Source organism: Peribacillus muralis (genome assembly GCF_001645685.2).
Taxonomy (GTDB): domain Bacteria; phylum Bacillota; class Bacilli; order Bacillales; family DSM-1321; genus Peribacillus; species Peribacillus muralis_A.
The window spans coordinates 2983600-3009200 of the sequence record NZ_CP017080.1; the positions used below are offsets into that span (position 1 = coordinate 2983600).

Genomic DNA, 25601 nt, shown 5'->3' on the forward strand with positions numbered 1-25601 from the left:
CTGACTCAATTCATTTGGTTCGGGGCTCTCGGCACTGCTATATCTCCAGTTAAATCCAGATGCCCCACTTTTTCAATTGAAGCATTTTCGAACCTCACTGTTTCATACCCAAAATCCTTCGCAATGAAAAGAATCGCTTCTAAAGCTTGAAGGGTCTGTTTACTATTTTCAATGGCCGTATTTTCTGCGAAATGAATGGTCACATGACTCCCATTGATATTTACCCTTTTCCAATTCAGGTCTCTCGGGATGGCAGGAGCTATCCCTTTTATATCAGACTGGCTTTTTGCCGCCTGCAGCGCTTCAGCAAAGCTTTGATACTTGACATTGCTTGGAACAAGTAAACTTGGAGAGTATTCATCTTTTTTGTAAAGAAGATATGTTCGATGTTTATATTGGGGTATATCCAGCGTCTTTAAAAAACCCTTATGCGAAAACTTTGCCCCCGGCTTGCCATCTGTAGCAAAAGTCATCTTCGTTATATTATTATAAGATAGGGTTTCTTCCATGGAAGCTAGAAAAAGTGCATCATCATCCAATAGTGAACTATCTTCTTGAAACTCAATGTGAGCAGTGGTGCTATCGGTACCTTTGCTAATGGTCACATCAAGGGGAAAATAGTCGGATAATCCATATTGCTTTTCATCGATAGCAGACATTTGCTTGACCATCTGGATCAGGGTATCCGATTCGTCAAAGTATTTAAGCTTGATGGAAACGGGAACGATGATATTCATTTGATCATCCGGTATGCCTATCGTAATGGTCGAGGCATTTTTCAGTTCATCCTCGTAAATCGCATGTGCGAACATGTTTTCCTGTGCTCCTTTAAAAGGGACAATATCCAATTGCTCGTCTTGAGCTAGGATTTTTGGGTGCTCGCTCGAAAGCGCTTGATTTTCCTGAATATCATCCGAGCTGTTTCCTTTGGATTTCGCTCCGTAATCCGCTGATTCCTTACTCTCAGAAACTGATAATTTTTGATTGCTGTCACTTTTCTCTTGACTTACCTCCCCTTCTTTACCAGTCATCAATGCTGACGCCAAAATAATCATCAGGATTAGGGAAGCAGCGCCAGCCATCAGATGTAACGAGCGCTTCTTTTTCTTTTTCTTTTTATCTTCTATTCCCACCATTATCTCAGCCTTGGTTCTGTCATCCGTCACTCTCGGAAGCTCGCGTAGCATGTCTTCAATATCTTTTTCGTTCCATCGGGATTTCCTCAATGGGGCGTCCCTCCTTCCCAGTTAAATCTTCCATCAGCTTTTTGATAACCTTCAAGGCTCGGTGTTGGGTCGTTTTCACCTTACTTTCACTCCAGTTTAATATATCAGCTGTTTCTGTTATCGACATCCCCTGTATATATCGCAGAATGATGACCGACCTTTGATTCGTGGTGCATCGGTTCAAGCATTGATAAAGAGCTTGGATATCATCGTTCAATATCGCCACTTCCTCCGGCATCGGCTTGGTATCTTCAATCGATTGCCGATCCCAATCGAAGTTAGCGAAAATTTTATCCTTCCACCCTTTTTGTTTTCGGAAATGATCGATCGTCACATTTCTCGCTATGGAATACATCCAGGTTTTTTCACTGCTTTTACCTTCGAATCGTTCATAGGCCTTCATGATCCGGATATAGACTTCATGCATAAGATCCTCTGCCGTTTCACGATTTTTAGTCATATAATAAATGAATTGATAAATTTCCTGATGATATTTTTCATAAAGATCGTGGAAAACGGAATCCATCATTTCCCCACATCCGTTCGTAAATATAGTCGTCAAACTTTAACGAAAAGTTACATAATCCCGCTTCATTCCCATTATAACATTCCGGCATTTTTTCCTTTATCTTGCTTAAAAAAACAAAGGCAGTTGGAATTACGTCCAATTGCCTTTGTTTTCACCGTTTCTTATGAAACAAGATTTTCTGGCAAGCTCCCCGTCATTCATTCAGGATTTTCCATAATTCGAGGCAGGATAAAACTGAATGTTGTTCCTTTATCCAGTAAACTGTTTACCGAAATGTAGCCATCGTGGGCATTGATGATATTTTTTGCGATTGCCAACCCCAATCCCGTACCTGACCGACCGCGTGTCCTTGCTTTATCCGCTTTATAAAATCTCTCGAATACAAATGGTAAGTCCTCTTCGGGGATACCCGATCCAGAATCCCTCACATCTATGACCAGGCCTCTTCGATCACTTGTCCTTTGAATGACATCAATGTTCCCTCCTGAAGGAGTATGGCGGATTGCATTATCGATCAGATTCGTCAAGACCTGTTCAATACGATCCGGATCGAAATGCCAATCGATATCATCATCTTGAAGGCTCATCGATATGGAGATTCCCTTTTCCTTGGCAAGCACGGCAAACTTGCTGGTAATTCTTTTCAAGTAAGGGGAAATGTGAACACGCTCATAGCTAAGATTCATTTTTCCCGATTCCAATTTAGCTAAATCGAGTAAATCATTGACTAAACGGCCCATCCTCAAGGACTCATCATAAATGATGCGGGCCATCTCCATCTTTTCCTCTTCGCTGCCGGCTATGTCATCAACGATCGCTTCACTGTACCCTTGCAGCATGGAAATCGGTGTTCTCAGCTCATGGGAAACATTCGCAATGAAATCCGTTCTTAGCTTGTCCATCCGCCTTTCATCAGTCATATCGCGAATGATGGCAACCGCTCCCCGGATATTGTCGGGAGTGGTATATAAGGGACTGACAATCAAGCCCCAGTCGCGCCCCTGCAACGTAATTTCCCCGATTTGCTCCTTATCCAGAGAATCCGACTCATCAAATAGATTCATCAGCACCAACGGGACATTCACATTATCTTCCCTGTTAAATCCCTTTTCGAAATACCAGGATTGCAGGAATCTTTCAGCTGGCGGATTCGTCTCAAGAATCGTACCATCTTTATTGAAGGTAATGACCCCATCTGCCATACTGCTTAAAATGCTTGAAAGGTGCTCCTTTTCCTGGCTGAGCGCATTCATATTGAATTTCAGTTGCTTTCTCATCTGATTAAACGCTATCGCCAGCTCACCGATTTCATCTTGGGTCAGGATCGGCACCTTCGTATCAAACTTCCCTCGTGCGATGGCAAGTGCAGCCTCCCTCATCTTCACTAATGGAGCATTGATTCTGGTTGATAAAAAGAAGGCAAAAAACGTAGTTAAAATAATGGCAATTCCTGCTGCCAATAAAATGAACTGTGTCGTAGATTTAGTCGTTTCTTCCATCGACTCCAACGATTGAAACAGGAAGACCTCATCCTTCTCTCCATTCAACTCAAGCGGCACGCCTACAACGATGGCGGATAAATCCTCATCATTTTTTTTAGACAGCGCCATTTCCTTTTTTACGGTCTTCCTTTCCGTAAAAACCTTAAGCAATTCGGAGTCTGACTTAATCGATTGCGGCGTTATTTCAATTTCGTCATCACCGATGGATGAGAATACCATTTTATCATCGTTCAAAATGATCATTTTCGTTTCATTGCCTATCAGTTCAGAAGCTATTTGTAAAACATCCGTATTAGATCCTTGATGATCATTTGTCACCTTGATGATTTGTTCAGCCGTTTTCGTTAAATCATTCTCAATATTTTCTATTTGGAAATTCTCAAAAAATTCGACGAGAAGAACGGTTAAAACGATCAATACAAATGACACGAGCAATAAGATCGTTGCCCAAAGCTTTCCTACAACACTGCCCCATAACATCAGTCATTAATAACTTCGAACTTGTAACCGACACCCCAAACCGTGACAATCATCTTAGCTGCATTTTCTGATATTCGGTTTAGTTTTTCACGCAAGCGTTTTACGTGTGTGTCTACAGTTCGAAGATCTCCAAAGAATTCATAGTGCCACACTTCTTTTAATAGCTGCTCCCGATCGAAAACTTTATCAGGGGATTTGGCCAAGAAATATAATAATTCATATTCCTTTGGAGTTAGAGAAACCTCTTTGTCATCGGCTAGCACCCTATGGGCATCATTATCTATGGTTAAATGCGAGAAAACGATAACATCTTTAGCAGTCGTTTCAGTCTGTACGTAACTCGTGCTGGACGATCGACGCAATAAAGCTTTCACCCTCAATACGACTTCCCGGGGACTGAACGGTTTCACGATATAATCATCGGTCCCGACTTCGAATCCTTGGACCCGGTTCACTTCTTCTCCTTTAGCCGTCAGCATGATGATAGGTGTCGTTTTCTTCTCCCGCAGCTCACGGCATACTTCGATTCCATCTTTACCAGGCATCATGATATCCAATAAAATTAAATCATAATCATTTTCGAGGGCTTTTGTTAATGCCACATCACCATTTTCCGCTTCATCGATTATGTATTCCTCTCTTTCCAAATACATCTTTAATAACCGGCGGATTCTTTCTTCGTCATCCACCACGAGAATTTTAATTGCATTATACATTATGTAATCAGCCTCCTATCCTATATTCTACAAAATGAATACTGCGATGACTAATATTATTTCCATCCAAAGTATGATAAAAAGGCAATTCCGCATCACCACCACGGACATTTCACCATTTTGTCACAATGATTGGCTGCACCCACTCTACATTCAACGCGTTATCCTTTTTATAATCATCTTTATAAAAAAAAAGGATCGTTCTCTAGAAAATTCGATCATCCATCTCCTCGAATTTCTATCAAAAGACCCCCTTCAGCTACATATTACAATACAGAATCATGCGTATGAATGCAAACCGGCTATAACGAGATTAACGAATATCAAATTGAATATCATGATGGCGAAACCGATTACGGCAAGCCAGGCCGATTTCTCCCCCTGCCAGCCCTTTGACATGCGCAAATGCAGGAAAGCGGCATAAAACAACCAGGTTATAAGCGCCCATACCTCTTTCGGGTCCCAGCCCCAAAATCTTGTCCACGCCACTTGTGCCCATATCATGGCAAAAACAAGTGCACCGAGCGTAAAGATTGGAAAACCGATAAGCACCGAACGATAACTGATCTCGTCCAATAGGCTCAAATTAACATTTTTAACGATTGGCTTTATCAATGCCGCCACTCTTCTGCGGGTTATCAATCTTATTAGACCGTAAAGGACAAGCCCCGCACCTGTTGACCAAATGACTGTATTCAATTTTTTGGCATTGATGATAGCAGGCATGTTCACAAGCGGCTCCAACCGATCCGACTCGATCAGTTTTCCTTCATGGGGGCCCACTAAGGCAGGCAGGTTGAATTCCTGCTTGTCCGCTGCACCCTTTTTATCGACCCAATCAAAATTCGCTTTGTAATCCATTGCTGCAAAGCTTGAAGTGATGATGACAAATCCGATGGTGCTGACTAACGTGAACATGATGACCTCCAGCCAGAACGTTCTTTTACTGGAATGTGTCTGATCGACGAATTTGACCAAGTATATGATGGCTGCAACGAAACTGATGGCAAGTATTGACTGACCTGCCGCTGCAGTCGTAACATGAATATGAAGCCAATCACTCTGCAATGCAGGGATGAGTGGTGATATTTCTCTAGGGAACATACTCGCATAGGCAATGATCAATAATGAAATGGGTAAAGCGAACAACCCAAGGGCGGGTGTTTTATAAAGGAAGTAAATCAATATGAATGCACCGACCAGCATCATTCCGAAGAAGGTCGTAAATTCGAACAGGTTACTTACAGGGGCGTGGCCTGCTGCAATCCATCGAGTAATGAAATACCCAATTTGCGCAGCGAAACCTAGAATGGTAATGAAAATGGCGAGCTTTGCCCATTTATTTTGTTTCTTTTCCTCCGCTCCCTGTTTATCCTTTATCGCACCCCCGAAAAAGAAAGTGGCGACCAGGTATAGAATGAAAGCTGCATATAAAAAGTTACTGCTTATTTCAGCCATTTAAAACTTCCCCCTTAGTAGAAGATTTCTCCTCTTCAAGTTGATCTGTTGGTTCAGAAAGAGATGTCGATTCTATCGCTTTTTTAATATCTCTTTTGATGCCGTGCCAGTTTTTATTTGTATGGCCGGCTATCACTATCTCATCCTGTTTCCTCTTGATCCAGATACGACGGTGATTCCAATACGACCCTTGGACCACACCCACCATGAAAATGATCCCTCCGCTGAACAGAATCCAGAGCGTCAAATCCTTCCGGACGGTCAAGGCCGTGACATCTTGTGTTTCCACACCATTGAAAGCCATTTTAAATGTGTTTTCACCTAATGGCTCGGCAGTCTCTTTAATCGCCACGAAACTGACTTCACCCTTAGGCTTGTCCGGTGTATGCATCTTGAAAATAAATGCTGGATTATTCGGAATCTTCGATATCGTCCTAGGTTCTCCTTTTTCATCAAATTCGAAATCAGGGAAGTAACTGATCAGATCCACGGAATATCCCTTATCCAATTCGTATTTCTTTTGCGGATCATTCAAATCGATCTTCACACTACCAAATTTTTCTTCCGTTTTTTTATTGATCAAATTAAAGGACATCGTACTGAGCTCATCCAACTTATAATCTACTTGATACAGGGCGTAATGATCATATTTCAGAGGTTCATTGACTTTGATTTTATAATCTTTAATCTTTTCTAGGTCAACTTTGGCCCCTGGTATGGCTTCCCCCTTGCGTTCATAAAGCGTAACATCGGACTGATAGGTTTTGGCTATCGTGCCGGTCTTATCGATGGCGGCACTATATTGTTCATCCTCTTTATTGCCTTTGTCATAGACCTCTAAGGTAAATTCATTATTCTGGAGATAGTATTCACCATTCGTGCCAGGAATCTCTTTTTTCTCGCCTTCCCTAAGCCAAACGACTTTATCGATATACATGCCTGGGACAGAACGCAGCAAGGCGCCAATTAAAAAAATGATAAGTCCAATATGATTTACATAGGGCCCCCACCGTGAAAACCTGTTTTTTTCGGCAAGTATATGACCATTCTCCTCACGTATATGGTAACGCTGCCTTTTTAGTTCAGCCTTTACTTTATTTAGGTCGCTATCCGGATCAACAAGCTTCGTTACCCCATAAACCCTCTGCCGTTTCATGAACCCGTCATGTCGGGTGACTCCTTGTTTTTTTAGAGAACGATAGAGAGGGAAGAAACGATCGATGCTGGCAACAAGCAGTGATATGCCGAGCATGCCGATGATGAGCAAATACCACCATGAACTATACAAATTATGAAATCCGAGTTCATAATACACCTTACCGAACCAGCCGTATTCCATTTCATAATGCTCTGCCGGCGTAGCAGTCGAAGGAATATACATTTCCTGCGGTAAAATCGTACCGATGGCTGAAGCTATCAAAGCTATGACAATGAGCGTCACCCCTACCTTGACGGATGAAAAAAAGTTCCATATTTTATCAATCGCCGTTTTCTTGTAGGTTTGCGAACGCCTCGCACTACCTTCATAGCGCATATCGATTAGCTGATTATCTTTTTCATTACCAAGCACCATTCCACACTTTCCACAAATCTTCGTGCCGAACGGATTTACATGACCACAATCGCATTTTACTTCTTTCATGTCAAAAACTCCCCAGTATTATGGTTTGATTCTCTCCATATGCTTTTGGATGCTCTCTTCTGTCAAAGCTCCGGTGATGATATCTATCACTTGTCCCTCTTTATCAATCAAAAAGGTAACGGGTAAAATATCCACGCGATAAGCATTCTCCACTTCCCTGCCTTGATCAATCATGACTGGAAAGGTAAGATCATGCTTTGTGATGAAATTATCGACAGCATACTCGGATTCCCCGACGTTGACCGCCAATACTTCCACACCCTGGTCTTTATAGTTTTGATATTGATGTTCCATATACGGCATTTCATATTCACACGGCTTACAATATGTACCCCAAAAATTCAGGAAAACACCTTTTCCTTTGTAATCGGACAGTTTATGTTCTTTGCCTTTCATATCCGTCAATACGAAATTGGGCGCATCTGATCCTTTTCTAAGACTTTCATTCTTATCTTTAGTGAAGTTCGTATAAAGGGCAAACACTAAAGCTGCACCTAACAGCAACAGAATGATGGTTCTGCTTATTAAGCGTCGCTTCTTTTTTTCCATAGAAATCCTCCTAAGGCAACACTAAATTTAACCCTACCATTATACCACTTAACACCATGCCCATTTTTTTGCATTTTCGAAGGTTTTGTGACATTCATTACCGTATCATGAAAGAAAAGGGATTTACAGGTTGGTTTCCACCCCATCTTCACCGAAAAAGATGGGGTAGTGGCCTTCAATCTATCAAAACAAGTACAGTCTTGCTTACATCCTTCTTTGTTTAGGGTCGGTCGATGCCATGGTACGCATCAATTTGACCTCATGCGGAGTAAGCTCCCTGGAATCCCCTGCAGTTAAGCCATCCAAGGTCAAAAATCCGTATTGTTCCCGCTTCAATTTAATCACGGGATGTCCAATCGCTTCGAACATGCGGCGTACCTGTCTGTTCCTGCCCTCATGTATCGTGATTTCAACAATGGCCGTTTCCTTTTTTTTGTCGGTCGACAATACCCTTGTCTTGGCTGGGGCTGTCTTGCCATCTTCCAGCTTGATGCCTTTTTCCAGCTTTTTCAAACTCTCACGAAGAGGCATTCCTTTCACTTTTGCCACATACACTTTATCCACTTCATGCTTGGGATGCATTAATGTATTTGCAAATTCTCCGTCATTGGTCAATACCAACAAACCGGATGTATCGTAATCCAAGCGACCGACTGGATATATCCGTTCATTGATGTAAGGGAAATAATCCGTAACGACCTTTCTATTCTTATCATCCGAAACGGCCGAAATGACCCCGCGCGGTTTATAGAAGAGGAAATAAACCGGAGCTTCTTTTTCAAGCGGGACTTCATTGACCTCAACCTTATCATTAGGACCCACCTTCACACCCAATTCCTTCACTACTTTGCCATTCACCTTGACCTTACCTTCCAAAATCAACTCTTCTGCTTTACGGCGGGAAGCCAGTCCAGCATGCGCTATCACCTTTTGTAATCGTTCCATCTATCTTCACCTCATAGTCTAATCATTCGTTTGTTATTGTCTACAAATACACAATCATACAATTATTACATATAGAGAGACAAAAACAAAAGGTTTTTCGCGATAATGGGCTTTTCTTTTATTATTGCACCAATAATGAGACTAGTTAAATGGGTTGGTTTCCATAATGAGTGTAACATAGCTTTTTTTTCCATACAAAAAAATGTTCCTTCTTTTAGATAAAGTTTAAACAGACGAAAAACACGGGCCCCCACTACGGAACTTTTGTTGAAAAAAGACAAAAAAAAAGAAATGGGGCGCCCATTTCCTTGACTTTTAATTCATTCCGAAAACGAGTGTCACGACAATGACAGCTGCTATGATTCCGATCAAATCGGCCAAGAGTCCAACCTTCAGGGCATCCCCCATTTTTTTAATCCCGACAGCCCCAAAATAAACCGTCAATACATAGAAGGTGGTATCTGTGCTTCCTTGGATCGTGCCAGCTAGACGGCCAACAAATGAATCAGGTCCATAAACCGATATCAGGTCACTTGTCATGCCTAATGCAGCCGTTCCCGAGATGGGCCTGATTATCGCAAGGGGTAAAACCTCGGACGGAAAATGGAGAAGTGCAAGCAATGGATTTACCAATTGGACAAAGTAATCCAAAGCCCCTGATGCCCTAAACACCGAAATCGCTACTAACATCCCTACAAGGAAAGGGATGAGGGAAAAAGACATGTTAATTCCTTCTTTTCCCCCTTCGACGAAGGTTTCATAGGTCGGGACTCTTTTCATTGTACCGTACAGTAAGATGGAGAGAATCAAAAGCGGTATCATCCAAATCGAAATGGTGGTCATCCAATGCAACATATTATTCCCTCCCGTTCCTCTTTCTCCTATAATAAAAATATCGATCGATCGCAATGCCCCCGATGGCGGAAATGGCGGTGGCTATTATCGTCGGAAAAACGATGTCTGTTGGGGAATGGGCATCGTAATTCATGCGGATCGCAATGACAGTCGTAGGAATCAGCGTTACGCTTGAGGTATTGATTGCCAAAAAAGTGACCATCGAGCGGCTGACCGTCGCTTTTCCGCCATTTAATTTCTTTAGCTGCTCCATGGCTTTTATCCCAAGGGGAGTAGCGGCATTTCCAAGACCGAATGTATTAGCCATCATATTCGATAATATATACCCCATGGCAGGATGGTTGGGCGGGACTTCAGGAAATAACCATCGCATGAATGGCTTGAACAAGGTGGATAGCTTATCAAGCAATCCCGATTCCTCAGCAATCTTCATCAAGCCCAGCCAAAAAACAAGTATGCTCATCAAGCCCAGACATAGGGTGACAGCTTCCTTTGCACTGACAAAAAGAGCTTCATTCACCTGATCCATCGTTCCATTGATCATCCCGAATACAATCCCGATCACGAACATGCCACCCCAAATGTAATTAACCATTGCGTTCGAGTCCCAACACAGCTTCGAAGATCTCAGCCCAAGAAGATTGGAATGATTGCTGCTTGAAGCTCTCTTTTGATTCCCCATAAAATATCGACCGCGTCCCTATTTTCTTTCCATCGAGATAAATGGAGGCCTTGCCGACCACTTCCGGGATTTTCCGTTTATCTTCCCAGGCTTTCTTTGGCTTCAGCAATTTCATTTTCACCTTGACCAGTTCGCTTTCTTCTTTCGTCAGCGGGTACGTGAAATCGTTTTTAATGTAAACATGTCCTTTATATGCTTTGTTTTTCATGTCAGCTACCGGGCCTTGGGGTAAGATTTCCGTCCGCTTGTAATCCTTAAAAGCGGATTCATACATTTGAATATGATCATTCCAATCATCCGGCCCATTCAAAGTCACAGCGATCAGATCATGCCCGTTTTTTGTTGCCGTCGTGACCAAGGTGCGTTTTGCCAGCTTCGTATACCCTGTTTTTCCACCTGTACAATATTCATATAATTGTGTGAGAAGACGGTTTTTGTTCTTCCATACATAATCCCATTGTTCATTTGAATTGGGCGCTCTATGCAGTTTCGTGCCGGCAATCTTTGCGTACGTTTCATTTTGCATCGCATAGCGGGTCAGAATGGCCATATCATAAGCCGTTGAATAATGGTTTTCCGTATTATCAAGTCCATGTGGATTTGAAAAGTGTGTATTCTTCATGCCGATTTCTTCCGCCTTTTGATTCATCATCCATACGAACCCATCCAGGCTGCCGCCGACCTTTTCACTGATTGCGACAGCTGCATCATTCCCGGAACGCAGCATCAACCCGTAAACCAAATCTTCGAGCTTGATCTTTTCACCTTCTTTCAAATAAAGGGAAGAACCCTCCGTCCCGAAAGCATTGCTGCTGACCTTTACTTTATCATCCATTTGTCCCGATTCGATGGCAAGGATTGCCGTCATGATTTTTGTGATGCTCGCTATGCGATTCTTTTCATGAGCATTCACCTCATAAATGACCCTTCCGCTTTCCTCATCCATTAGGATCGCACTATGGGCGCTGACGGCTACAGCTGCTTTGGCGCTTTGTACAGGTGCCATAAAAGACAGCAGGAGAATGACTATACAGAAACTCGATAACTCTTTATATGGAAAACGCATGAGTGCCCCCTCGTCTCTTTACTTGTTTTTGTACAAGTTTATGCAAAGGGACAAGGGTTATGAATAAAAGAATTAAAACCGCAGTGGATTTCGCTTTTTCAAGTACAGAGGCAAATAAAAAAACGATAGAGGAAACCCCCTATCGAATTATCGTTCTATTATACTAATAATGCAGCGATTTCATCGATTTTCTTGGCACCGAATACGACTTCTTCATCATTGATGATCATAGCCGGGACACTCATGACTTTATATTTCTTCTTAATTTCCTGGAAATTACTGATATCGACCATTTCCGCTTCAACATTAGGGTTTTCGATCGCAATGCGCTGTGCACCGACTACAACATCTGGACAGTAATGGCAGGCCAATGAAACCATAACCTTAATGTTCGCTTTTTTACTGATTCCCTTAATTGAATTCAATACGGTTGAATCCAAAGCCTGACCTGGACCAGCTAAATTATAGATAGCCAAAATGAACGAATTCAACTCGTGGCCGCCTGGTACACCATGATATTTGACGCCGCTGTATTCACCGTTCGCATTCAGGAGGGAAACGACAGGGAATTTATCGGCATTGATTTTTTCCTCGATTTCCTTGTTCTCACCCTTTACGTACAATTCAAGATGAAGCTTGTCACCTAATTCCGCAACGTCCAATAGGAAGTCACGCAATTCGACCGATTTTGGCAAACTTTCATCCACGATGGAAACCAATGTGACATCACTCTCCATTTTACCGAAGATTCCCTTCAATTGGCCCCGTAATGCATCACTTAATAATGCGCTCTTCCCTGTTGGGACGGCAGCTTGTTCTTTCTTCACCGGTTTTTCAGCCTCAGGCTCGTCCTTGATGCCTAAGCGATCTTTTTCCTCGGCGATATATTTGCCAGCATCCGTTGCGGCAATCGCACCGTCAGAAACAGCCGTGATAATCTGGCGCAGGGATTTTGGCCTTAAATCACCAGCCGCATATACACCATTCACATTCGTCTTCATATCATCATCCGTAAGAATGTACCCAGCATGGTCCATTTCAATATGACCGCGGAAGATTTCCGTTTTCGGCTCGTATCCAATAAATACGAATACACCGAACGTGTTGTCTTCTTCTTTCGCCATATATTCAAATTCCACTTTGGTCTTGTTATTGATAAAGCGGGCACTTTGAATCATCCCGTCTCCATATACACCAAGGATTTCTGTATTGAATTTCACTTCAATCCTATCATTGGCCATTACCTTATCGATGATGGACGGGGCACACGTGAAGTTTGATTCCCGGGCAATGATTGTAACCTTCGTAGCAAATCGAGTCAGGAAGATGGCCTCTTCGGCAGCTGCATATCCAGCACCGATGACGAAAACTTCCAACCCATCAAAGAATTCCCCATCACACGTGGAGCAATAAGCTACCCCGCGTCCGGTAAATTCCTCTTCACCGGGAAATCCAAGTGTTCTCGGTGAAGCGCCTGTTGCGATGATGATGGCACGCGCATTGTAGTCCCCGCCAAGTGTTTTAACGACTTTCACCTCACCGGAGAAATCGACGCCCGTAACGTCAGCTTTTGCGAATTGGACGCCAAAATCTTCATTTTGAAGCTTCATTTCTTCCACTAACCTCGGTCCGGAAATATGGCGGATACCGGGATAGTTCGCTATTTCCGATGTCGTGGCAGCTTGTCCGCCGCCAGTTCCTTTTTCAAGGATGATGGTCTTCAATTTAGCTCTCCCTGCATAAACGCCAGCTGAGAGGCCTGCAGGCCCACCGCCAATAATCAGTAAATCATATATGTTTTTCATTTTTTGTGCTCCTTGCTGTATATTAATTCCGTGCCAAACCGATTATATTGAAAAACAAAAGGCACTTATTTTAGGTAAGTGCCTTTTGCATTAAATTCGACCCGATAAAAATTAAAGTTTTCCTACTAGGTCTAAGCTTGGTTCAAGTGTATCTTCACCTGGAGTCCATTTAGCAGGGCAAACTTTATCTCCATGTTCTGCTACGAATTGTGCAGCTTGTACTTTTCTAACAAGCTCTTCTGCATTACGGCCAATTCCTAGGTCATTAATTTCATATGCTTTGATTTGCCCTTCTGGGTTTACGATGAAAGTACCGCGTAGTGCCAGTCCATCTTCTTCAATCAATACGCCGAATTGACGGGATAATACGTTTGCTGGGTCAGCTAACATCGGATATTGGATTTTGCCGATTGTATCTGTAGCATCCGCCCATCCTTTATGGCTGAAATGAGTATCAGTGGAAACGGAGTATACTTCACAGCCGATTTCCTTGAATGTTTCATAGTTATCTTGAAGGTCCGCTAATTCAGTAGGACATACGAATGAGAAGTCAGCTGGGTAGAAAAAGAAGACAGCCCATTTTCCTTTAACATCTTCAAGTGTAACCTCTTTGAATTCTCCTGCATGGTAAGCTTGTACTTTGAAATCTTCAACTTGTTTATTAATCAATGACATATTAAATTCCTCCAATAGCTTTTTTTTATCTGCTCCTATTTATAATAATTATTAAATAGAAATTAGTCAATAAATATCCCTTAATAATTTTCGAGTTCACAATTTAGTCACAGTTTATATATTGATATATATTTATTAATTTCATTTACCTGACATACTTTAAAATAGCTCATTCTTCAGATTTTTAATACTATCTCAAGGTAATATTGAAACTCAAAATCATTATTTCAAAAGTCATCTTTGCCTCCTTTTTCAATTAATATCAATTCCCAAATGAGAATCAATAGACCCACAATCACGCCAAGCCATTCCTTAATAACATTTCCATATTCCCCCTAAATGATTCTTCTTCCACATGATCAAGCAAAAAAACCGGACCATTACGGCCCGGTTCCTTCAATTTGCGTTCCCAACTCCCTTTAGGTAGTGTCCGTTATTGTTTTTTCCAGATAAGCTTCTTCGCCTCGGAGAACCTCGCCGCCGTTTGCGGCCAGTTTACGACATCCCACCATTTATCCACATAGCTGGCGCGTTCATTTTTATATTGAAGGTAATAGGCATGTTCCCACACATCAAGTACAAGGATCGGAATCGTATCCCATTGGGTGAGGACCATATGCAGCTCCGATTGAAGGATTTCCAACCGCCGCGCCCTAGGTGCCCAGACTAATATCGCCCAGCCAACACCTTCAACCTGTTTGGCCGCTTCGCTAAAATGGCTTTTAAAAGCTGTAAAGCTTCCAAAATCCTTCTCTATCTGTTTAAGTATATCCCCCTTTGGCTGCCCGCCTCCTCCTGGAGTCATCTCTTCCCAAAATAATGTATGAAGATAATGACCTGACCCATGAAAGGCTGCTTCCTTTTCCCAGTGCTTCAGCAAGGCATAGTCTTTCGTTTCCCTCGCTTTTTCCATCATTAGCTCCGCTTTATTCAGACCATCAACATAGGATTGATGATGCTTATCATGATGAAGTCTCATGATTTCCCTTGAAATCGTCGGTTCTAGTGCTTCATAGGCATAAGGTAATGGCGGCAGTGTATGTTTTCCGATCGGGACGGATTGCCTATCCTTGCTCCTGAGTTCTAAAGCTATTTCCTCAATTTCTCCATAAACCCGCGACATTTCTTCTTCAATCACGACCATATCATCATAATCCATTTCTTCCTCATCCAAATCCTTGGTCCATTGGGAAAGCCGTTCGATATTTGACAGCAATCGCGAATCCTTTATATCGATCTTTTCGAGGTATATCATGATTTCATCAATCCAATCACTTACCTCTTTAACATACTCTCTTACATCAGACATCTTTCACCCTCCTTGTAGCCTTATTGCACATAAATCATCAACGTATTTTATGTTTTGATTACGCGGAGATTCCATTTTAAGAATAAAAAAACAGCAAGGCCTGTAAGCCTTGCTGTTTTTTCATCTTGACTGTAACATTTTCGTGCGGTAATCCGTTTCATAAAACTCCAACTCTTCACGCATGTTCTGAAAACCGCTTTCGACTGCCTTCAGAATCACTATGATGCTATCTGGTACACTTTTGTGAAACTTTATCGAGTTCTTTCCTGTATAAGCCGATCTGCTATCCTCGAACCAACGATCAGATTTTGGGGAAAAATATTCTTCGATACATTGGTGATAGACTCTATAAAGCGTTTTTTCAGCTGCTGCTTTATTGAAGTTTTCATTCTTCAGGACGATTTGGCAAGCTTCCAAGCCCTCTTCACAACTTACAAGCATTCTTCTTAAACTGGAAAGGACACCTTTATAATACATTTCATCGCCGCTTTTTTCCTCTTGCAGTTTAGAATAGGTCGTCTCATTCATGAATTCTTCTAGCTGAGCCACTGTCAATTCTAAAAAGCTTTTTACATCCTCAAGCTGAGATTTTACCAATGTATTCCCCAACCGTGAACCCTCCTCAAAATGATCAAGATTGAATATAATAGTCAAAAGCTGTTTCTATATCATATGGTTTAGCTTGGTCAATCGATATAAACACTTTCTCCAATTTTTGAAAATCGATATTTTCGAAATAACCAGCTAACTCTTTTTCCGAATTTATATATATACGTTTTCGGTTAACCAAACTTGGGTCTTTAAGTAGACAGACCAGAGCAATGATATCAACCATGTAAATCTCCCTGTTAGGGGTTTGGAATATGGGATTGGCAGGATAGGGAGTCCGATGCATGACCATCTCGTCAAAATAACGAAGGTAAAGTACATTCAATGATTTTTCTTTTCCATCCTTTATGTATTGTATAACGGATCGATTAAAAAATTCCTCAGGCGAATTCGACTTTTCCTTTTCAAGCTCAAATCCATTGCATGCAACAATTCTCACCTGCAATCCCCCCGCATTCATTTTTTTCTATATTATCACAATTCAAGGGAAAATGTTATTCGATTGTTTGCTGAAATTTTCAAAAAATAAATCCGCTTCACCATTTTCAAAGCCTTCATCCGAATGGTCGGTAAGAGGCGGCAGCTCATCAATGGAATTGAGACCGAAGTAATCCAAAAACTCCTTTGTCGTCCCATATAAATAAGCCCTGCCCGAGCCCTCCGCACGGCCGACTTCTTTAATCAGTACCTTCGTGACGAGTGTATGGATTGGTCGATCTGTTTTCACACCGCGAATTTCATCGATTTCAGCCCTTGTAATCGGCTGCTTATAGGCAATGATTGCAAGGGTTTCCAAAGCTGCCTGGGATAAGCCCTGGGTGCTTGATGTTTCTACAAGTTTTTTCAAATATTCAGAGTGTTCCTTTTTTGTTGTCATTTGATAGACACCTGCAATTTCAATTACCTGGATCCCGCGTATATCCTCTACATATTCTTCCTTCAACCCTTCAACGATGTCCGTTGCTTGAAATTCCGTTATATCGAGTACAGAAGCGATCTGCTTGACGGAGAGCCCTTCATCTCCAGCAGCAAACAGCAATGCCTCCAAAATCCCTTTCCAATTAATAACTTCCAACTGTCTCTACACCTCCCTTTGCTCCAATCATGATTTCGGAAAAATTATCTTCCTGTTCAACGATGATTTCATTCAGCTTCATCAGTTCCAGCATCGCCATAAAGGTGATGACGATATGTTCTTTAACCGGGACAGGGAACAGTTCGAAGAAACTCTTCTTTCCTTTAATCGATTGTAGCTCCAACAAAATTTCATCCATCCGCTTTTCTATCGATATCTCTTGTTTCGTCACTTTCGTGTAAAGCGGCTTTTGTATTTTTTGCCGCCTGAGCAGTTTTTGCAGGGCCCCCAACATATCATATAGACTTATATTCAATTCCTGTTTATCGCTTTCCGCCTCTTTGGCATACACCGATAAATCACTTGGAGGTTTCGTGAACATCAAGCTGCGTTCTTCCTCCAACCCTTTAAACTCTTCAGCGGCATTTTTATACTTTTTATATTCTAATAGTTTCTCCACAAGCTCATCCCGTGGATCCTCTTCAAATAGGTCCCCATCTTCATCGATCAATTGTTCATCTTCGTGCTTCGGCAGAAGCATTTTACTCTTGATGGCAAGCAATGTTGCAGCCATTACCAAATATTCGCTGGCCACATCCAATTCAAGATGCTGCATCGTATGGATGTAACCTAGGTATTGATCTGTAATATCAGCCATCGGAATATCATAGATGTCTATTTCGAGGCGATTAATCAAATGCAGGAGTAAATCCATTGGACCTTCGAACGCATCAATTTTTATATTATAACCCATTAAATTACCCCATTTAAATCTAATTGGCCTAGATAAGGCCTATTTTCTTTTACTATTCAAGTATAGTGGATTGCTGTCCTTTATCCAATAATAATAATTTTGGTACTTAAAATGTTCTTAAACGGATTTTAAACAATTGGGTTTTTGCCCAATCACTTTCTTAAAACCAACATAACCTAGGAATGTAAGAATAGCAGAACAAAGGAGGTACTCATTATGGGTGCAGGTGGTTTCGGAAACGGCGGCGGATTCGCGTTTATCGTAGTATTGTTCATTTTGTTAGTAATCGTCGGTGCTTCTTGGTGTTAATGGAAGGCTGATGAATCAAGCTGATTGCTTAGCAATCGGCTTTCTTTATATTCCAAGAAAAAATTCTATGCTACACTTAGACAGAAACAATGCGATTGTTAATCTCCTTAGGTGATTCATCAAAATAAAAGGGGGACTCCTAATGAAATACGCGGAAGACTACCTTTCTTTCCTTGTCCATTTCCACGGTTCAAGGGATTACTTCGAATGTCATGAAATTCTTGAGGAATATTGGAAGGAAATCGCCCCAAAGGAGCGTGACTCCCATTGGGTCGGCCTCATCCAAATAGCCGTTGCCCTGTACCATGAACGTAGGGGAAATAAAAAAGGGGCTGCACGGACCCTGGCAAAAGCGGTTGCAAATCTTCAGGCTAAAAAGCCTGAGCTCCTCAAGTTGGGACTTGATCCCGAAATGCTGATGAACATACTCGGCGAGGTCCATCAAAGGATGTTAACCGAGAGCCCATATGAAAGCATCAACCTTCCGATTGCCGATCAACGATTGATCGAGAAATGCCGTTTCATTTGCTTGAAGGAAGGATACATATGGTGCAGCAAGAGCGACATGGGGAATGCAGCATTAATCGATAAGCATCTAATCCGCGATCGATCGGATGTCATTTCCGAAAGGGCCAGGCAACTATCCCTGCGACAAACAAGAATGGAGGACCGCCCTTAAGGGTGGCCCTCCATTCTCACTTACCCACTCAGACCTCTTCACACCGGTCAAGAAAGCTCTCCGTAAACTCGTTTGCCTTCAATTCCTTGTCAGGGTATTGCTCCTTAATAGCCCTGACCATCGTTTTACCGATACCTTGCTTCCGAAAGGATGGATTTACAGATATATGCTGTATCTCAATCTCATGTTGAGAAACTTCAATTCCGATCAAGCCTGTAATCTCTTCATCTTTCCACAGAAACAACTGCAGATTTTCATCCGTTTCATAATTCTTCATGGTATTCCGGAGCACTTTTATCTCTTTTTCATTTGGCATGAAAGATAATAATCCCATGGCAAACTTCTCATAGCTTTTCTTATACTTAATCAACATAATATCCCTCGTTACTGAATAACGTTTTTATTATCTACCTGATTCGCTTTGAATTTATAACATTTCCATCATACATAAAAACCTCATTCGTTTCAACATCACTTTAAGCACTTGATTTATGGACGTGCCTTGTGCTATGTACTACGCGATAAACAGCCAGTATACGATTCCCCAAATTAAAGCGGTTGCAAACATCATTAGTGAAGCTCGTGATTGCGTTTCGTCATTCCCTACTCCCTTTATGAACGGTCCCAATATTGATATACCGCATTCATTTTACTATAACTTAACACAATCTGACAAATATCCCTTGCAATCTTGCTTCGATTTTACTACATTGATAAAGTGCTCTTCGTTCATGTCGGGCACAAAGGGGATAAAAGATATGGCCGTGTCTTTTAGAATTCATTGACGGTCTTTTGCCTGGAGAATATTTTTTTATAAAAATATGTATCTTTTTTATCCTTTGTTTCGTCCAATACTATGAATCTTCATTTAAAGCGCATCCCTTTAAATGAAAGATTCGAATTCAGCAGGAAAATGTTAAGGAGGATTACGATGAAAAAAATGAATAAATGGGTCATTTTGACCATATTATTATGTCTATTACTGCCATATAAGGCTTTTGCCGATGCAGCTGTTGGCGAAATGATCGTCACTCTAGGAGAAAATTTGTCAAAAGAACAAAAGAATATGATTCTGTCGGAAATGAAAGCCCCCAATGATGTAGAGGTTCTAACGGTTACGAACGCCGAGGAGCATGAATACCTAGGAGATTATATCGCCAGCCGATTAATTGGTACAAAAGCGATTTCCTCTTCCGCCATTACATTGGAGGAAAAAGGCACAGGTCTTAAACTCGAGTCGAAAAACATTAACTGGGTCACCGATGAAATGTATATCAATGCCCTGGCCACTGCTGGAGTGAAGGATGCCACCGTTTATGTCACGGCACCTATCCCCGTTTCTGGTACAGCAGCTTTGACTGGTGTCATTAAAGCATATGAGCTTTCTTCCGATAAGAAAATCCCAGAGGACGTGAAGCAGGCCGCCAATGAAGAAATGGTGAAAACGGCTAAGTTGGGCGATGAAATCGGTACCGAGGAAGCTTCGGCACTGGTAACGAAAATTAAAGAAAAAATGGCTGAAAATCCCCCTGCCAATACCGAAGAAGTACGCGATGTGGTCGAATCTTCGGCGAAAGATCTTGGAATCTCCTTGAATGATGCCCAAGTTCAAAGTCTTATTGACTTATTCAATAAGCTGAAAGAATTGAATATTGATTGGAACGCAGTCGGCGATCAGCTTACTGCAGCAAAAGATAAGCTATCCAATTTTCTTGAATCCGAAGAGGGTCAATCATTTCTGGATAAACTTAAAGAAGTCTTCAGCAGTTTAATAGATGCAATAAAATCACTCTTTAACTGATTTTATTAAAAATGCTTCGGAATGGTCTATCTTCCGAAGCATTTTTTTGATTTCCAACTAAAAAAAAACTGTAAAGAAACCCCGTTATCATCGAGTTTCCCTACAGTTTGAGAGCAACGATCATTATTTTTCATTCTTTATTCGTAACAGCTGCTTCCTGAAGCGCCAAATCCAAAGAAATAAGATCTTCGAACGTCTCACGTTTGATGACAAGCCTGGCTTCCCCATTTTCGACGAAGACGACGGCTGGTCTTGGAATTCGATTGTAATTGTTGGACATGGAATACCCATATGCACCTGTACAAAAGACGGCCAGCACATCCCCGCGGCCGGCTTTCGGCAAAGGCAAATCCCATATCAGCATATCCCCGCTTTCACAGCATTTACCAGCGATGGACACGGTCTCTTCTACAGGATCAAGCGGCCGGTTTGCTAAAATGGCATCATATTTTGCTTCATAAAGCGCGGGACGTATATTGTCACTCATGCCGCCATCAACCGCAATATATTTACGGACATTCGGCACTTGCTTTTCAGAGCCGACTTTATACAAAGTGACACCGGCATCCCCGACTAATGAACGGCCAGGTTCAATCCAGATTTCAGGCATTTGCAAATCTGTATCGGCAACCAAATTCTGCACTTCCCTAACGATTTCTTCAACATATTGAGAAGCCGGCAGCGGGTCATCTTCCTGCGTATAGCGAATCCCGAAGCCACCGCCGAGATTCAAAACCTTCGGCTGATACCCTATCGAACCATGCCAACTATCCAGCTTGCCGATGATTTTCCGTGCAGCAAGCAGGAAGCCTGTCGTTTGAAAGATCTGCGAGCCAATATGGCAGTGCAGGCCGAGAACCTCCAGCCATTCGCTCTGCAGCGCTTGTCTAAGGGCATCTTCCGCTTGACCATTAATGAGATCGAAACCAAATTTGGAATCTTCTTGCCCTGTCAAGATATAATCATGGGTATGGGCTTCGATTCCTGGTGTAACACGAAGAAGGATTTTCACCTTTTGTTCACGGTTTGTACAAATTTCTTCTAACAGCACCAACTCTGAAAAATTATCGACTACGATACAGCCAATTTTATGATCCAAAGCCATATGTAGCTCTTCTTCACTTTTGTTGTTTCCATGAAAATGAATGCGTTCAGTTGGGAAATCCGCCTTGATTGCCGTATACAATTCCCCTGCCGAGACAACATCGAGAGAAAGCCCCTCTTGGTCAGCCAACTGGATCATGGCAATCGAAGAGAAGGCTTTACTTGCGTAAGCAACTTGTGCCGGTATTCCCAATTCTTCAAAGGTCCTTTTGAATCCTCTTGCTCGTTCACGTATTAGCTCTACATCATAAACATATAATGGTGTCCCGAATTGCTCGATCAGCTCGATCGTGTCCACTCCGCCAATCTCCAGATGTCCACGCTCATTGACACCACTGGTTCCGTACAAATGCATGATAGCTTCACCTTCCTGACTTAGAAACTAAAGATTAATTAGAAATGAGGCAGCCTCCAAAAAAGAAGCTCCTGAAGTACGTGAAGGGTTCTCCATATCGACAAGCCTCATCCGAATCAATCGATCATCCCATTTAAATATTGTTATCTATGACTGCTCAGTAGTTCGAAGGGAAAGCCAGATTGATTTAACGTCAAAGAGTCATGATGCCTCCATCTGTTTGTGATCCTCAACTTTACCGCTTTATCGAATAAAATTAAATTACCACAACTTTTCGACAACATCAACCTTAAGGTTTTCTAGGCTGCCTATATTTATCCTGCGGATGCACAATACTTGGACGTTCCACTGATCCTGGAAAAGGTCTTCTGAATAGTATATGTGACAAGGCCTTAGGTTGAAATGGGATAAGCGGCCATAAATACGGTGTATTTAAAGCTTTTATGCTAGCCAATAAAATGATGTAGAGAGTGATGCCTATGACCAGCCCAGGCACTTTAAATAATGCGACCAGCACGAGCAGCATCAGACGGGAGATTTTATTCGCCACACCAAGTTCCAGGCTAGGAGTAACGAAGGTGCCGATTGTCGCCACGGAAGCGTAGAGGACCACCTCAGGGACAAATAGGCCGACGTCTATTGCAATCTGCCCGATGAGCACTGCCGCAACCAAGCCCATGGCGGTCGAAAGCGGCGTCGGGGTATGGACGGCTGCCATCCTCAGAAATTCTATCCCGATATCGGAAATGAAGATTTGTACCACAATGGGAATATGTGTTTTTTCGTTAGGTCCGATAAATTCGAACTTCTCCGGCAGAAGCGATGGCTCCAAACAAAACAACAACCAAATCGGCAGCAAATATAACGAAACGAAAATCCCGAAAAAACGTGTCCAGCGCACGAGCGTTCCAACAGCGGGTGCCTGCCGATACTCCTCGGCATGCTGCATATGATGGAAAAGGGTCGACGGGGTAATGATGACACTTGGGGAGGTATCCACATAAATCAGGACATGCCCTTCAAGTAAGTGTGTAGCCGCAACATCAGCACGCTCGGTATAGCGCACAAGCGGATATGGGTTATATCCTTGTTTGACGATGAACTCTTCGATCGTTTTATCAGCCATCGTTAATCCGTCCACATCAATGCCTTCCAATTCCTTACGAACGATATCGATCAAATCGGGATCAGCAATACCTTTAATGTAGCCAATCGAAATATCCGTTTTGGAGCGTTCACCAACGTGCAGCATTTCAAAGCGTAATCGCTCATCCCGGATCCTTCGTCTCGTTATCGCCGTATTCACGATGATGTTTTCGACAAAACCATCCCTGGAACCGCGAACGACTTTTTCCGTATCCGGTTCTTCAGGCTGCCGTCCTGGGTAACTCCTCACATCCACGACCAATCCAATTGGTTTACCGTCGATAACGATGACGATCAAGCCGGATAATACTTGATCGACAAGCTCATCCATCGTACTTATTTCTTCAACGGACTGGTGTACGAGCAAACCTTTTACAACTTCGAAAATTTTCGTCGTGACGATTTCCGTGTTTTTATTATGGATTAGCGAGTCAAGGATTTCGATGATGTACTCCGTATCCGTCAATCCGTTTATATAGTAGAGATGCACATCTTTTTTTAACACCTTTATCCTTCTTACGCCTAAGTCAAAGCTGACGCCAAGACCCACTTTCTCTTCCATGAAGGCGTCTACTTCCGCTACCTTATTCGGAATCGGTTTCATGTTTTGCGGTTTTTCTGAAGACATCGTGACCACTCCTTTCCAATATGATTTCCACCGCTAGCTTCGTGATGGGCGAACCCCTTTTACAATCATCCTGATGGGACATTTTACCTACATCCCCTATCCCCACTACGATCGGGACATGCAATCCGTCGATGCAGTACACCGTATCTCCTGTGATCTTTCCCAGCTCGAATTCCTCGGCACCGTATTTATCGACGCCATTAGGTGTCAAATTCCCATCCCGGTCGATACAGACATCGACCTTGGTCCATTCTTCCCTTCTAGTCTTTGAGGCGACGGCTATCACACCAAGGACATTCATATCAGGATGTCCGGCAACCACTTTCAGCGCCTGTTCACCGGATCCTTCGCCGATAAAACCACTATCATCAAACATGACCAACACTGGATCATGCTTCGCCCTTTTTATCAATTCAACTAGCTCCAAGCCCGTATATCGTGATGGATTTCCTTGGGACATCGAGATACATCGCCCGCCAATTTCCTTGGCTACAAGTTCCACGGCCCGTTTCGCATATTCATCTCCATCCGTAATCAATATCACATTTCGTTTGGTCACCATCTTGGGCCTACCTTTCATCAGGAATAGTTACCTAAAAAACTTACATATCGACAAAATAAATCCATTGAAATAACGACCCTGCTATCTTCCCCAAAACGAGTGCCATTAACAGATAAATGATTTTCTCCTGAATGCCGATTCGCTTTGATAAAACGGGGAAAACATTGAGAACCTCAGTCAAGGCAGCTGCAAGCATCCCATTAAAGACCCCGTCAGCCAAACCAATCGGAATCAATAGGACTTGCGGGAGGAAAAACTCGGTTTCTTGTAGTCCGAACCATGTTCCAGCGACAACACCGGCAATGATGGCTCCTTCGTAGTAATGGATCATTTTCATTGTTTTTGTCAGCTGAGTCAGTCTCGGAATCACCCCAAGTACAGTTAAAAACGCTACAAAACCTGCACCAGTCGCGAAACCACCTGCTAAACCGGCAAAAATGCCAAAGATGATTCTACCTGTCATCAAGATGACGCACATTCTCCTTGTTTTCATTCATGGTGACATAACGATCCAAATCCTGCTGATAGTTGAACATTTCAACCTCGAGCGGACTAGGTTCCTCGTTGAAGCGTTTTTTAAAGAAGTGATTGAAAAATAAAATCATCCCTATCCCAAGACCAAAGCTATAAGGAATTTGGATCAATAAAGGCTTTTCCTCCACTTTTCCCGTTATGATCGTAAAGATTTTTTGATGCACTTCCCCCATGCTGACATCCACATGAAAATTCATGATGGTCATCGCACCGCCAATGAACAGCAGGAACCAGACTAATGCAAAGGTGAGAAATGACATTTTCTTTTTTGTGAGTATGATTTCAATGATCGTTTGGGATGGTCCGAAGGTTTCCACTTCAATACTTGGGTCCACTTTTCGAATGGCCATGATCACTTGGGCCAAATCGATGACGATGATACTCCTATCTTCCTTTTTGACGGTCAGTAACAAGATTTCTTCAATCATTCGTATCTCATCTTCAGGGCCGATTATCCTTGCTATATCTTTTATCCTCACCGTCTGATTTCCCTTTACTTGTACACGGTTCCTCATCCTGATATATACAACTGCCACGTTCATCACATCCCGACCTTTTATTTCCTTATACTAGTAGTATGGATTGGAAACAGATTGAAAATGCAGG

Annotated in this window: 27 protein-coding genes; 3 read left to right on the plus strand and 24 right to left on the minus strand. The window is 42.4% G+C overall.

The genetic code is table 11. The features are described from left to right. Nucleotides 1-5 precede the first annotated feature (5 nt). From ABE28_RS14465 to ABE28_RS14550, 18 genes are all read right to left on the minus strand, one after another. The gene (locus ABE28_RS14465; RefSeq protein ID WP_064463117.1) at nucleotides 6-1226 is read right to left on the minus strand and encodes a hypothetical protein; all 1221 of its coding nucleotides are present in this window, start codon (nucleotides 1224-1226) and stop codon (nucleotides 6-8) included. Continuing rightward, nucleotides 1192-1752, minus strand: a complete 561-nt coding sequence (gene sigX, locus ABE28_RS14470) for an RNA polymerase sigma factor SigX (RefSeq protein ID WP_064463674.1) — start codon at nucleotides 1750-1752, stop codon at nucleotides 1192-1194. The genes ABE28_RS14465 and sigX overlap by 35 nt, the downstream gene beginning before the upstream one ends. A 200-nt stretch (nucleotides 1753-1952) precedes the next feature. Beyond that, the gene (locus ABE28_RS14475) at nucleotides 1953-3740 is read right to left on the minus strand and encodes an ATP-binding protein (RefSeq protein WP_064463119.1); all 1788 of its coding nucleotides are present in this window, start codon (nucleotides 3738-3740) and stop codon (nucleotides 1953-1955) included. Continuing rightward, on the minus strand, nucleotides 3737-4453 hold the full coding sequence (locus ABE28_RS14480; protein WP_064463121.1) for a response regulator: 717 nt from the start codon (nucleotides 4451-4453) through the stop codon (nucleotides 3737-3739). Before ABE28_RS14480 ends, ABE28_RS14475 begins: the two co-directional genes overlap by 4 nt. Nucleotides 4454-4732: 279 nt before the next feature. Further along, on the minus strand, nucleotides 4733-5911 hold the full coding sequence (gene ccsB / locus ABE28_RS14485; RefSeq protein WP_064463123.1) for a c-type cytochrome biogenesis protein CcsB: 1179 nt from the start codon (nucleotides 5909-5911) through the stop codon (nucleotides 4733-4735). Beyond that, nucleotides 5904-7553 (minus strand): cytochrome c biogenesis protein ResB, encoded by a 1650-nt coding sequence (resB, locus tag ABE28_RS14490; RefSeq protein ID WP_064463124.1) that lies wholly within the window; start codon nucleotides 7551-7553, stop codon nucleotides 5904-5906. The genes ccsB and resB overlap by 8 nt, the downstream gene beginning before the upstream one ends. An 18-nt stretch (nucleotides 7554-7571) precedes the next feature. Next, nucleotides 7572-8102 carry a thiol-disulfide oxidoreductase ResA gene (gene resA, locus ABE28_RS14495; protein ID WP_064463126.1) on the minus strand — a complete coding sequence of 177 codons (531 nt, stop codon included), beginning with the start codon at nucleotides 8100-8102 and terminating at the stop codon, nucleotides 7572-7574. A gap of 204 nt (nucleotides 8103-8306) precedes the next feature. Continuing rightward, on the minus strand, nucleotides 8307-9047 hold the full coding sequence (gene rluB / locus ABE28_RS14500; RefSeq protein WP_064463128.1) for a 23S rRNA pseudouridine(2605) synthase RluB: 741 nt from the start codon (nucleotides 9045-9047) through the stop codon (nucleotides 8307-8309). 315 nt (nucleotides 9048-9362) lie between these two features. Then, nucleotides 9363-9902: a spore maturation protein gene (locus ABE28_RS14505; RefSeq protein WP_180319963.1), complete on the minus strand. Its 540-nt coding sequence runs from the start codon at nucleotides 9900-9902 to the stop codon at nucleotides 9363-9365. 1 nt (nucleotide 9903) lies between these two features. Continuing rightward, entirely contained in the window at nucleotides 9904-10497 is a 594-nt protein-coding gene (locus tag ABE28_RS14510) for a nucleoside recognition domain-containing protein (RefSeq protein WP_064463130.1), read from the minus strand. After that, on the minus strand, nucleotides 10490-11650 hold the full coding sequence (locus ABE28_RS14515; protein ID WP_064463132.1) for a D-alanyl-D-alanine carboxypeptidase family protein: 1161 nt from the start codon (nucleotides 11648-11650) through the stop codon (nucleotides 10490-10492). Before ABE28_RS14515 ends, ABE28_RS14510 begins: the two co-directional genes overlap by 8 nt. Before the next feature lie 158 nt (nucleotides 11651-11808). Continuing rightward, nucleotides 11809-13455 (minus strand): FAD-dependent oxidoreductase, encoded by a 1647-nt coding sequence (locus tag ABE28_RS14520; RefSeq protein WP_064463134.1) that lies wholly within the window; start codon nucleotides 13453-13455, stop codon nucleotides 11809-11811. A 111-nt stretch (nucleotides 13456-13566) separates the two neighbouring features. Next, nucleotides 13567-14130 carry an alkyl hydroperoxide reductase subunit C gene (ahpC, locus tag ABE28_RS14525; protein WP_061144331.1) on the minus strand — a complete coding sequence of 188 codons (564 nt, stop codon included), beginning with the start codon at nucleotides 14128-14130 and terminating at the stop codon, nucleotides 13567-13569. Between the two features lie 433 nt (nucleotides 14131-14563). Then, the gene (locus ABE28_RS14530) at nucleotides 14564-15439 is read right to left on the minus strand and encodes a superoxide dismutase (RefSeq protein WP_064463136.1); all 876 of its coding nucleotides are present in this window, start codon (nucleotides 15437-15439) and stop codon (nucleotides 14564-14566) included. 120 nt (nucleotides 15440-15559) lie between these two features. Then, nucleotides 15560-16048: a YpuI family protein gene (locus tag ABE28_RS14535; RefSeq protein ID WP_064463139.1), complete on the minus strand. Its 489-nt coding sequence runs from the start codon at nucleotides 16046-16048 to the stop codon at nucleotides 15560-15562. A gap of 22 nt (nucleotides 16049-16070) precedes the next feature. Further along, nucleotides 16071-16487, minus strand: a complete 417-nt coding sequence (locus tag ABE28_RS14540) for a hypothetical protein (protein WP_064463141.1) — start codon at nucleotides 16485-16487, stop codon at nucleotides 16071-16073. 42 nt (nucleotides 16488-16529) lie between these two features. Further along, complete coding sequence (gene scpB, locus ABE28_RS14545) at nucleotides 16530-17123, minus strand: SMC-Scp complex subunit ScpB (RefSeq protein ID WP_064463143.1); 594 nt, start codon at nucleotides 17121-17123, stop codon at nucleotides 16530-16532. Beyond that, nucleotides 17110-17877, minus strand: coding sequence for a segregation/condensation protein A (locus ABE28_RS14550; RefSeq protein WP_064463144.1), 768 nt, complete (start codon nucleotides 17875-17877; stop codon nucleotides 17110-17112). Before ABE28_RS14550 ends, scpB begins: the two co-directional genes overlap by 14 nt. Before the next feature lie 216 nt (nucleotides 17878-18093). On the opposite strand from ABE28_RS14550, the gene ABE28_RS24595 reads away from it, so the two are divergent. Together ABE28_RS24595 and ABE28_RS14555 are read left to right on the plus strand one after the other, a co-directional pair. Further along, nucleotides 18094-18186, plus strand: a complete 93-nt coding sequence (locus ABE28_RS24595) for a YjcZ family sporulation protein (RefSeq protein ID WP_072273196.1) — start codon at nucleotides 18094-18096, stop codon at nucleotides 18184-18186. A 142-nt stretch (nucleotides 18187-18328) separates the two neighbouring features. Continuing rightward, nucleotides 18329-18865 (plus strand): DUF309 domain-containing protein, encoded by a 537-nt coding sequence (locus ABE28_RS14555; RefSeq protein ID WP_064463146.1) that lies wholly within the window; start codon nucleotides 18329-18331, stop codon nucleotides 18863-18865. 28 nt (nucleotides 18866-18893) lie between these two features. Here ABE28_RS14555 and ABE28_RS14560 read toward each other — a convergent pair whose 3' ends face one another. Further along, nucleotides 18894-19238: a GNAT family N-acetyltransferase gene (locus tag ABE28_RS14560; RefSeq protein WP_064463148.1), complete on the minus strand. Its 345-nt coding sequence runs from the start codon at nucleotides 19236-19238 to the stop codon at nucleotides 18894-18896. A 567-nt stretch (nucleotides 19239-19805) separates the two neighbouring features. Between ABE28_RS14560 and ABE28_RS14565 the strand changes: the two genes are divergently transcribed. Then, on the plus strand, nucleotides 19806-20666 hold the full coding sequence (locus ABE28_RS14565; protein ID WP_064463679.1) for a DUF1002 domain-containing protein: 861 nt from the start codon (nucleotides 19806-19808) through the stop codon (nucleotides 20664-20666). 130 nt (nucleotides 20667-20796) lie between these two features. Here the strand turns inward: ABE28_RS14565 and lysA are convergent, their stop codons facing one another. The 5 genes from lysA to ABE28_RS14590 form a co-directional block, all read right to left on the minus strand. Then, nucleotides 20797-22125: a diaminopimelate decarboxylase gene (lysA, locus tag ABE28_RS14570; protein ID WP_064463150.1), complete on the minus strand. Its 1329-nt coding sequence runs from the start codon at nucleotides 22123-22125 to the stop codon at nucleotides 20797-20799. A gap of 289 nt (nucleotides 22126-22414) precedes the next feature. Beyond that, nucleotides 22415-23875: a spore germination protein gene (locus tag ABE28_RS14575; protein WP_373921347.1), complete on the minus strand. Its 1461-nt coding sequence runs from the start codon at nucleotides 23873-23875 to the stop codon at nucleotides 22415-22417. Continuing rightward, a complete protein-coding gene (locus tag ABE28_RS14580; protein WP_064463153.1) occupies nucleotides 23856-24461 on the minus strand; it encodes a stage V sporulation protein SpoVABEA in 606 nt (201 codons plus the stop codon). Before ABE28_RS14580 ends, ABE28_RS14575 begins: the two co-directional genes overlap by 20 nt. A gap of 40 nt (nucleotides 24462-24501) precedes the next feature. Beyond that, on the minus strand, nucleotides 24502-24924 hold the full coding sequence (locus ABE28_RS14585; protein ID WP_064463155.1) for a stage V sporulation protein AB: 423 nt from the start codon (nucleotides 24922-24924) through the stop codon (nucleotides 24502-24504). Beyond that, on the minus strand, nucleotides 24914-25510 hold the full coding sequence (locus ABE28_RS14590) for a stage V sporulation protein AA (RefSeq protein ID WP_373921348.1): 597 nt from the start codon (nucleotides 25508-25510) through the stop codon (nucleotides 24914-24916). The genes ABE28_RS14585 and ABE28_RS14590 overlap by 11 nt, the downstream gene beginning before the upstream one ends. Nucleotides 25511-25601: the final 91 nt, after the last annotated feature.

Bases quoted from the DNA above. Each gene is read 5' to 3' on its own strand.
- ABE28_RS14565 (WP_064463679.1), top strand. From the start codon at position 19,806: ATGAATAAATGGGTCATTTTGACCATATTATTATGTCTATTACTGCCA.
- ABE28_RS14550 (WP_064463144.1), bottom strand. From the start codon at position 17,877: ATGGGTTATAATATAAAAATTGATGCGTTCGAAGGTCCAATGGATTTA.
- rluB (WP_064463128.1), bottom strand. From the start codon at position 9,047: ATGGAACGATTACAAAAGGTGATAGCGCATGCTGGACTGGCTTCCCGC.
- ABE28_RS14505 (WP_180319963.1), bottom strand. From the start codon at position 9,902: ATGTTGCATTGGATGACCACCATTTCGATTTGGATGATACCGCTTTTG.
- sigX (WP_064463674.1), bottom strand. From the start codon at position 1,752: ATGGATTCCGTTTTCCACGATCTTTATGAAAAATATCATCAGGAAATT.
- resA (WP_064463126.1), bottom strand. From the start codon at position 8,102: ATGGAAAAAAAGAAGCGACGCTTAATAAGCAGAACCATCATTCTGTTG.
- ABE28_RS14510 (WP_064463130.1), bottom strand. From the start codon at position 10,497: ATGGTTAATTACATTTGGGGTGGCATGTTCGTGATCGGGATTGTATTC.
- ABE28_RS14530 (WP_064463136.1), bottom strand. From the start codon at position 15,439: ATGTCTGATGTAAGAGAGTATGTTAAAGAGGTAAGTGATTGGATTGAT.
- ABE28_RS14560 (WP_064463148.1), bottom strand. From the start codon at position 19,238: ATGTTGATTAAGTATAAGAAAAGCTATGAGAAGTTTGCCATGGGATTA.
- ABE28_RS14590 (WP_373921348.1), bottom strand. From the start codon at position 25,510: ATGAGGAACCGTGTACAAGTAAAGGGAAATCAGACGGTGAGGATAAAA.
- ABE28_RS24595 (WP_072273196.1), top strand. From the start codon at position 18,094: ATGGGTGCAGGTGGTTTCGGAAACGGCGGCGGATTCGCGTTTATCGTA.
- ccsB (WP_064463123.1), bottom strand. From the start codon at position 5,911: ATGGCTGAAATAAGCAGTAACTTTTTATATGCAGCTTTCATTCTATAC.
- ABE28_RS14480 (WP_064463121.1), bottom strand. From the start codon at position 4,453: ATGTATAATGCAATTAAAATTCTCGTGGTGGATGACGAAGAAAGAATC.
- resB (WP_064463124.1), bottom strand. From the start codon at position 7,553: ATGAAAGAAGTAAAATGCGATTGTGGTCATGTAAATCCGTTCGGCACG.
- ABE28_RS14585 (WP_064463155.1), bottom strand. From the start codon at position 24,924: ATGACAGGTAGAATCATCTTTGGCATTTTTGCCGGTTTAGCAGGTGGT.
- ABE28_RS14520 (WP_064463134.1), bottom strand. From the start codon at position 13,455: ATGAAAAACATATATGATTTACTGATTATTGGCGGTGGGCCTGCAGGC.
- ABE28_RS14575 (WP_373921347.1), bottom strand. From the start codon at position 23,875: ATGAAACCGATTCCGAATAAGGTAGCGGAAGTAGACGCCTTCATGGAA.
- ABE28_RS14580 (WP_064463153.1), bottom strand. From the start codon at position 24,461: ATGGTGACCAAACGAAATGTGATATTGATTACGGATGGAGATGAATAT.
- ABE28_RS14555 (WP_064463146.1), top strand. From the start codon at position 18,329: ATGAAATACGCGGAAGACTACCTTTCTTTCCTTGTCCATTTCCACGGT.
- lysA (WP_064463150.1), bottom strand. From the start codon at position 22,125: ATGCATTTGTACGGAACCAGTGGTGTCAATGAGCGTGGACATCTGGAG.
- ABE28_RS14515 (WP_064463132.1), bottom strand. From the start codon at position 11,650: ATGCGTTTTCCATATAAAGAGTTATCGAGTTTCTGTATAGTCATTCTC.
- ahpC (WP_061144331.1), bottom strand. From the start codon at position 14,130: ATGTCATTGATTAATAAACAAGTTGAAGATTTCAAAGTACAAGCTTAC.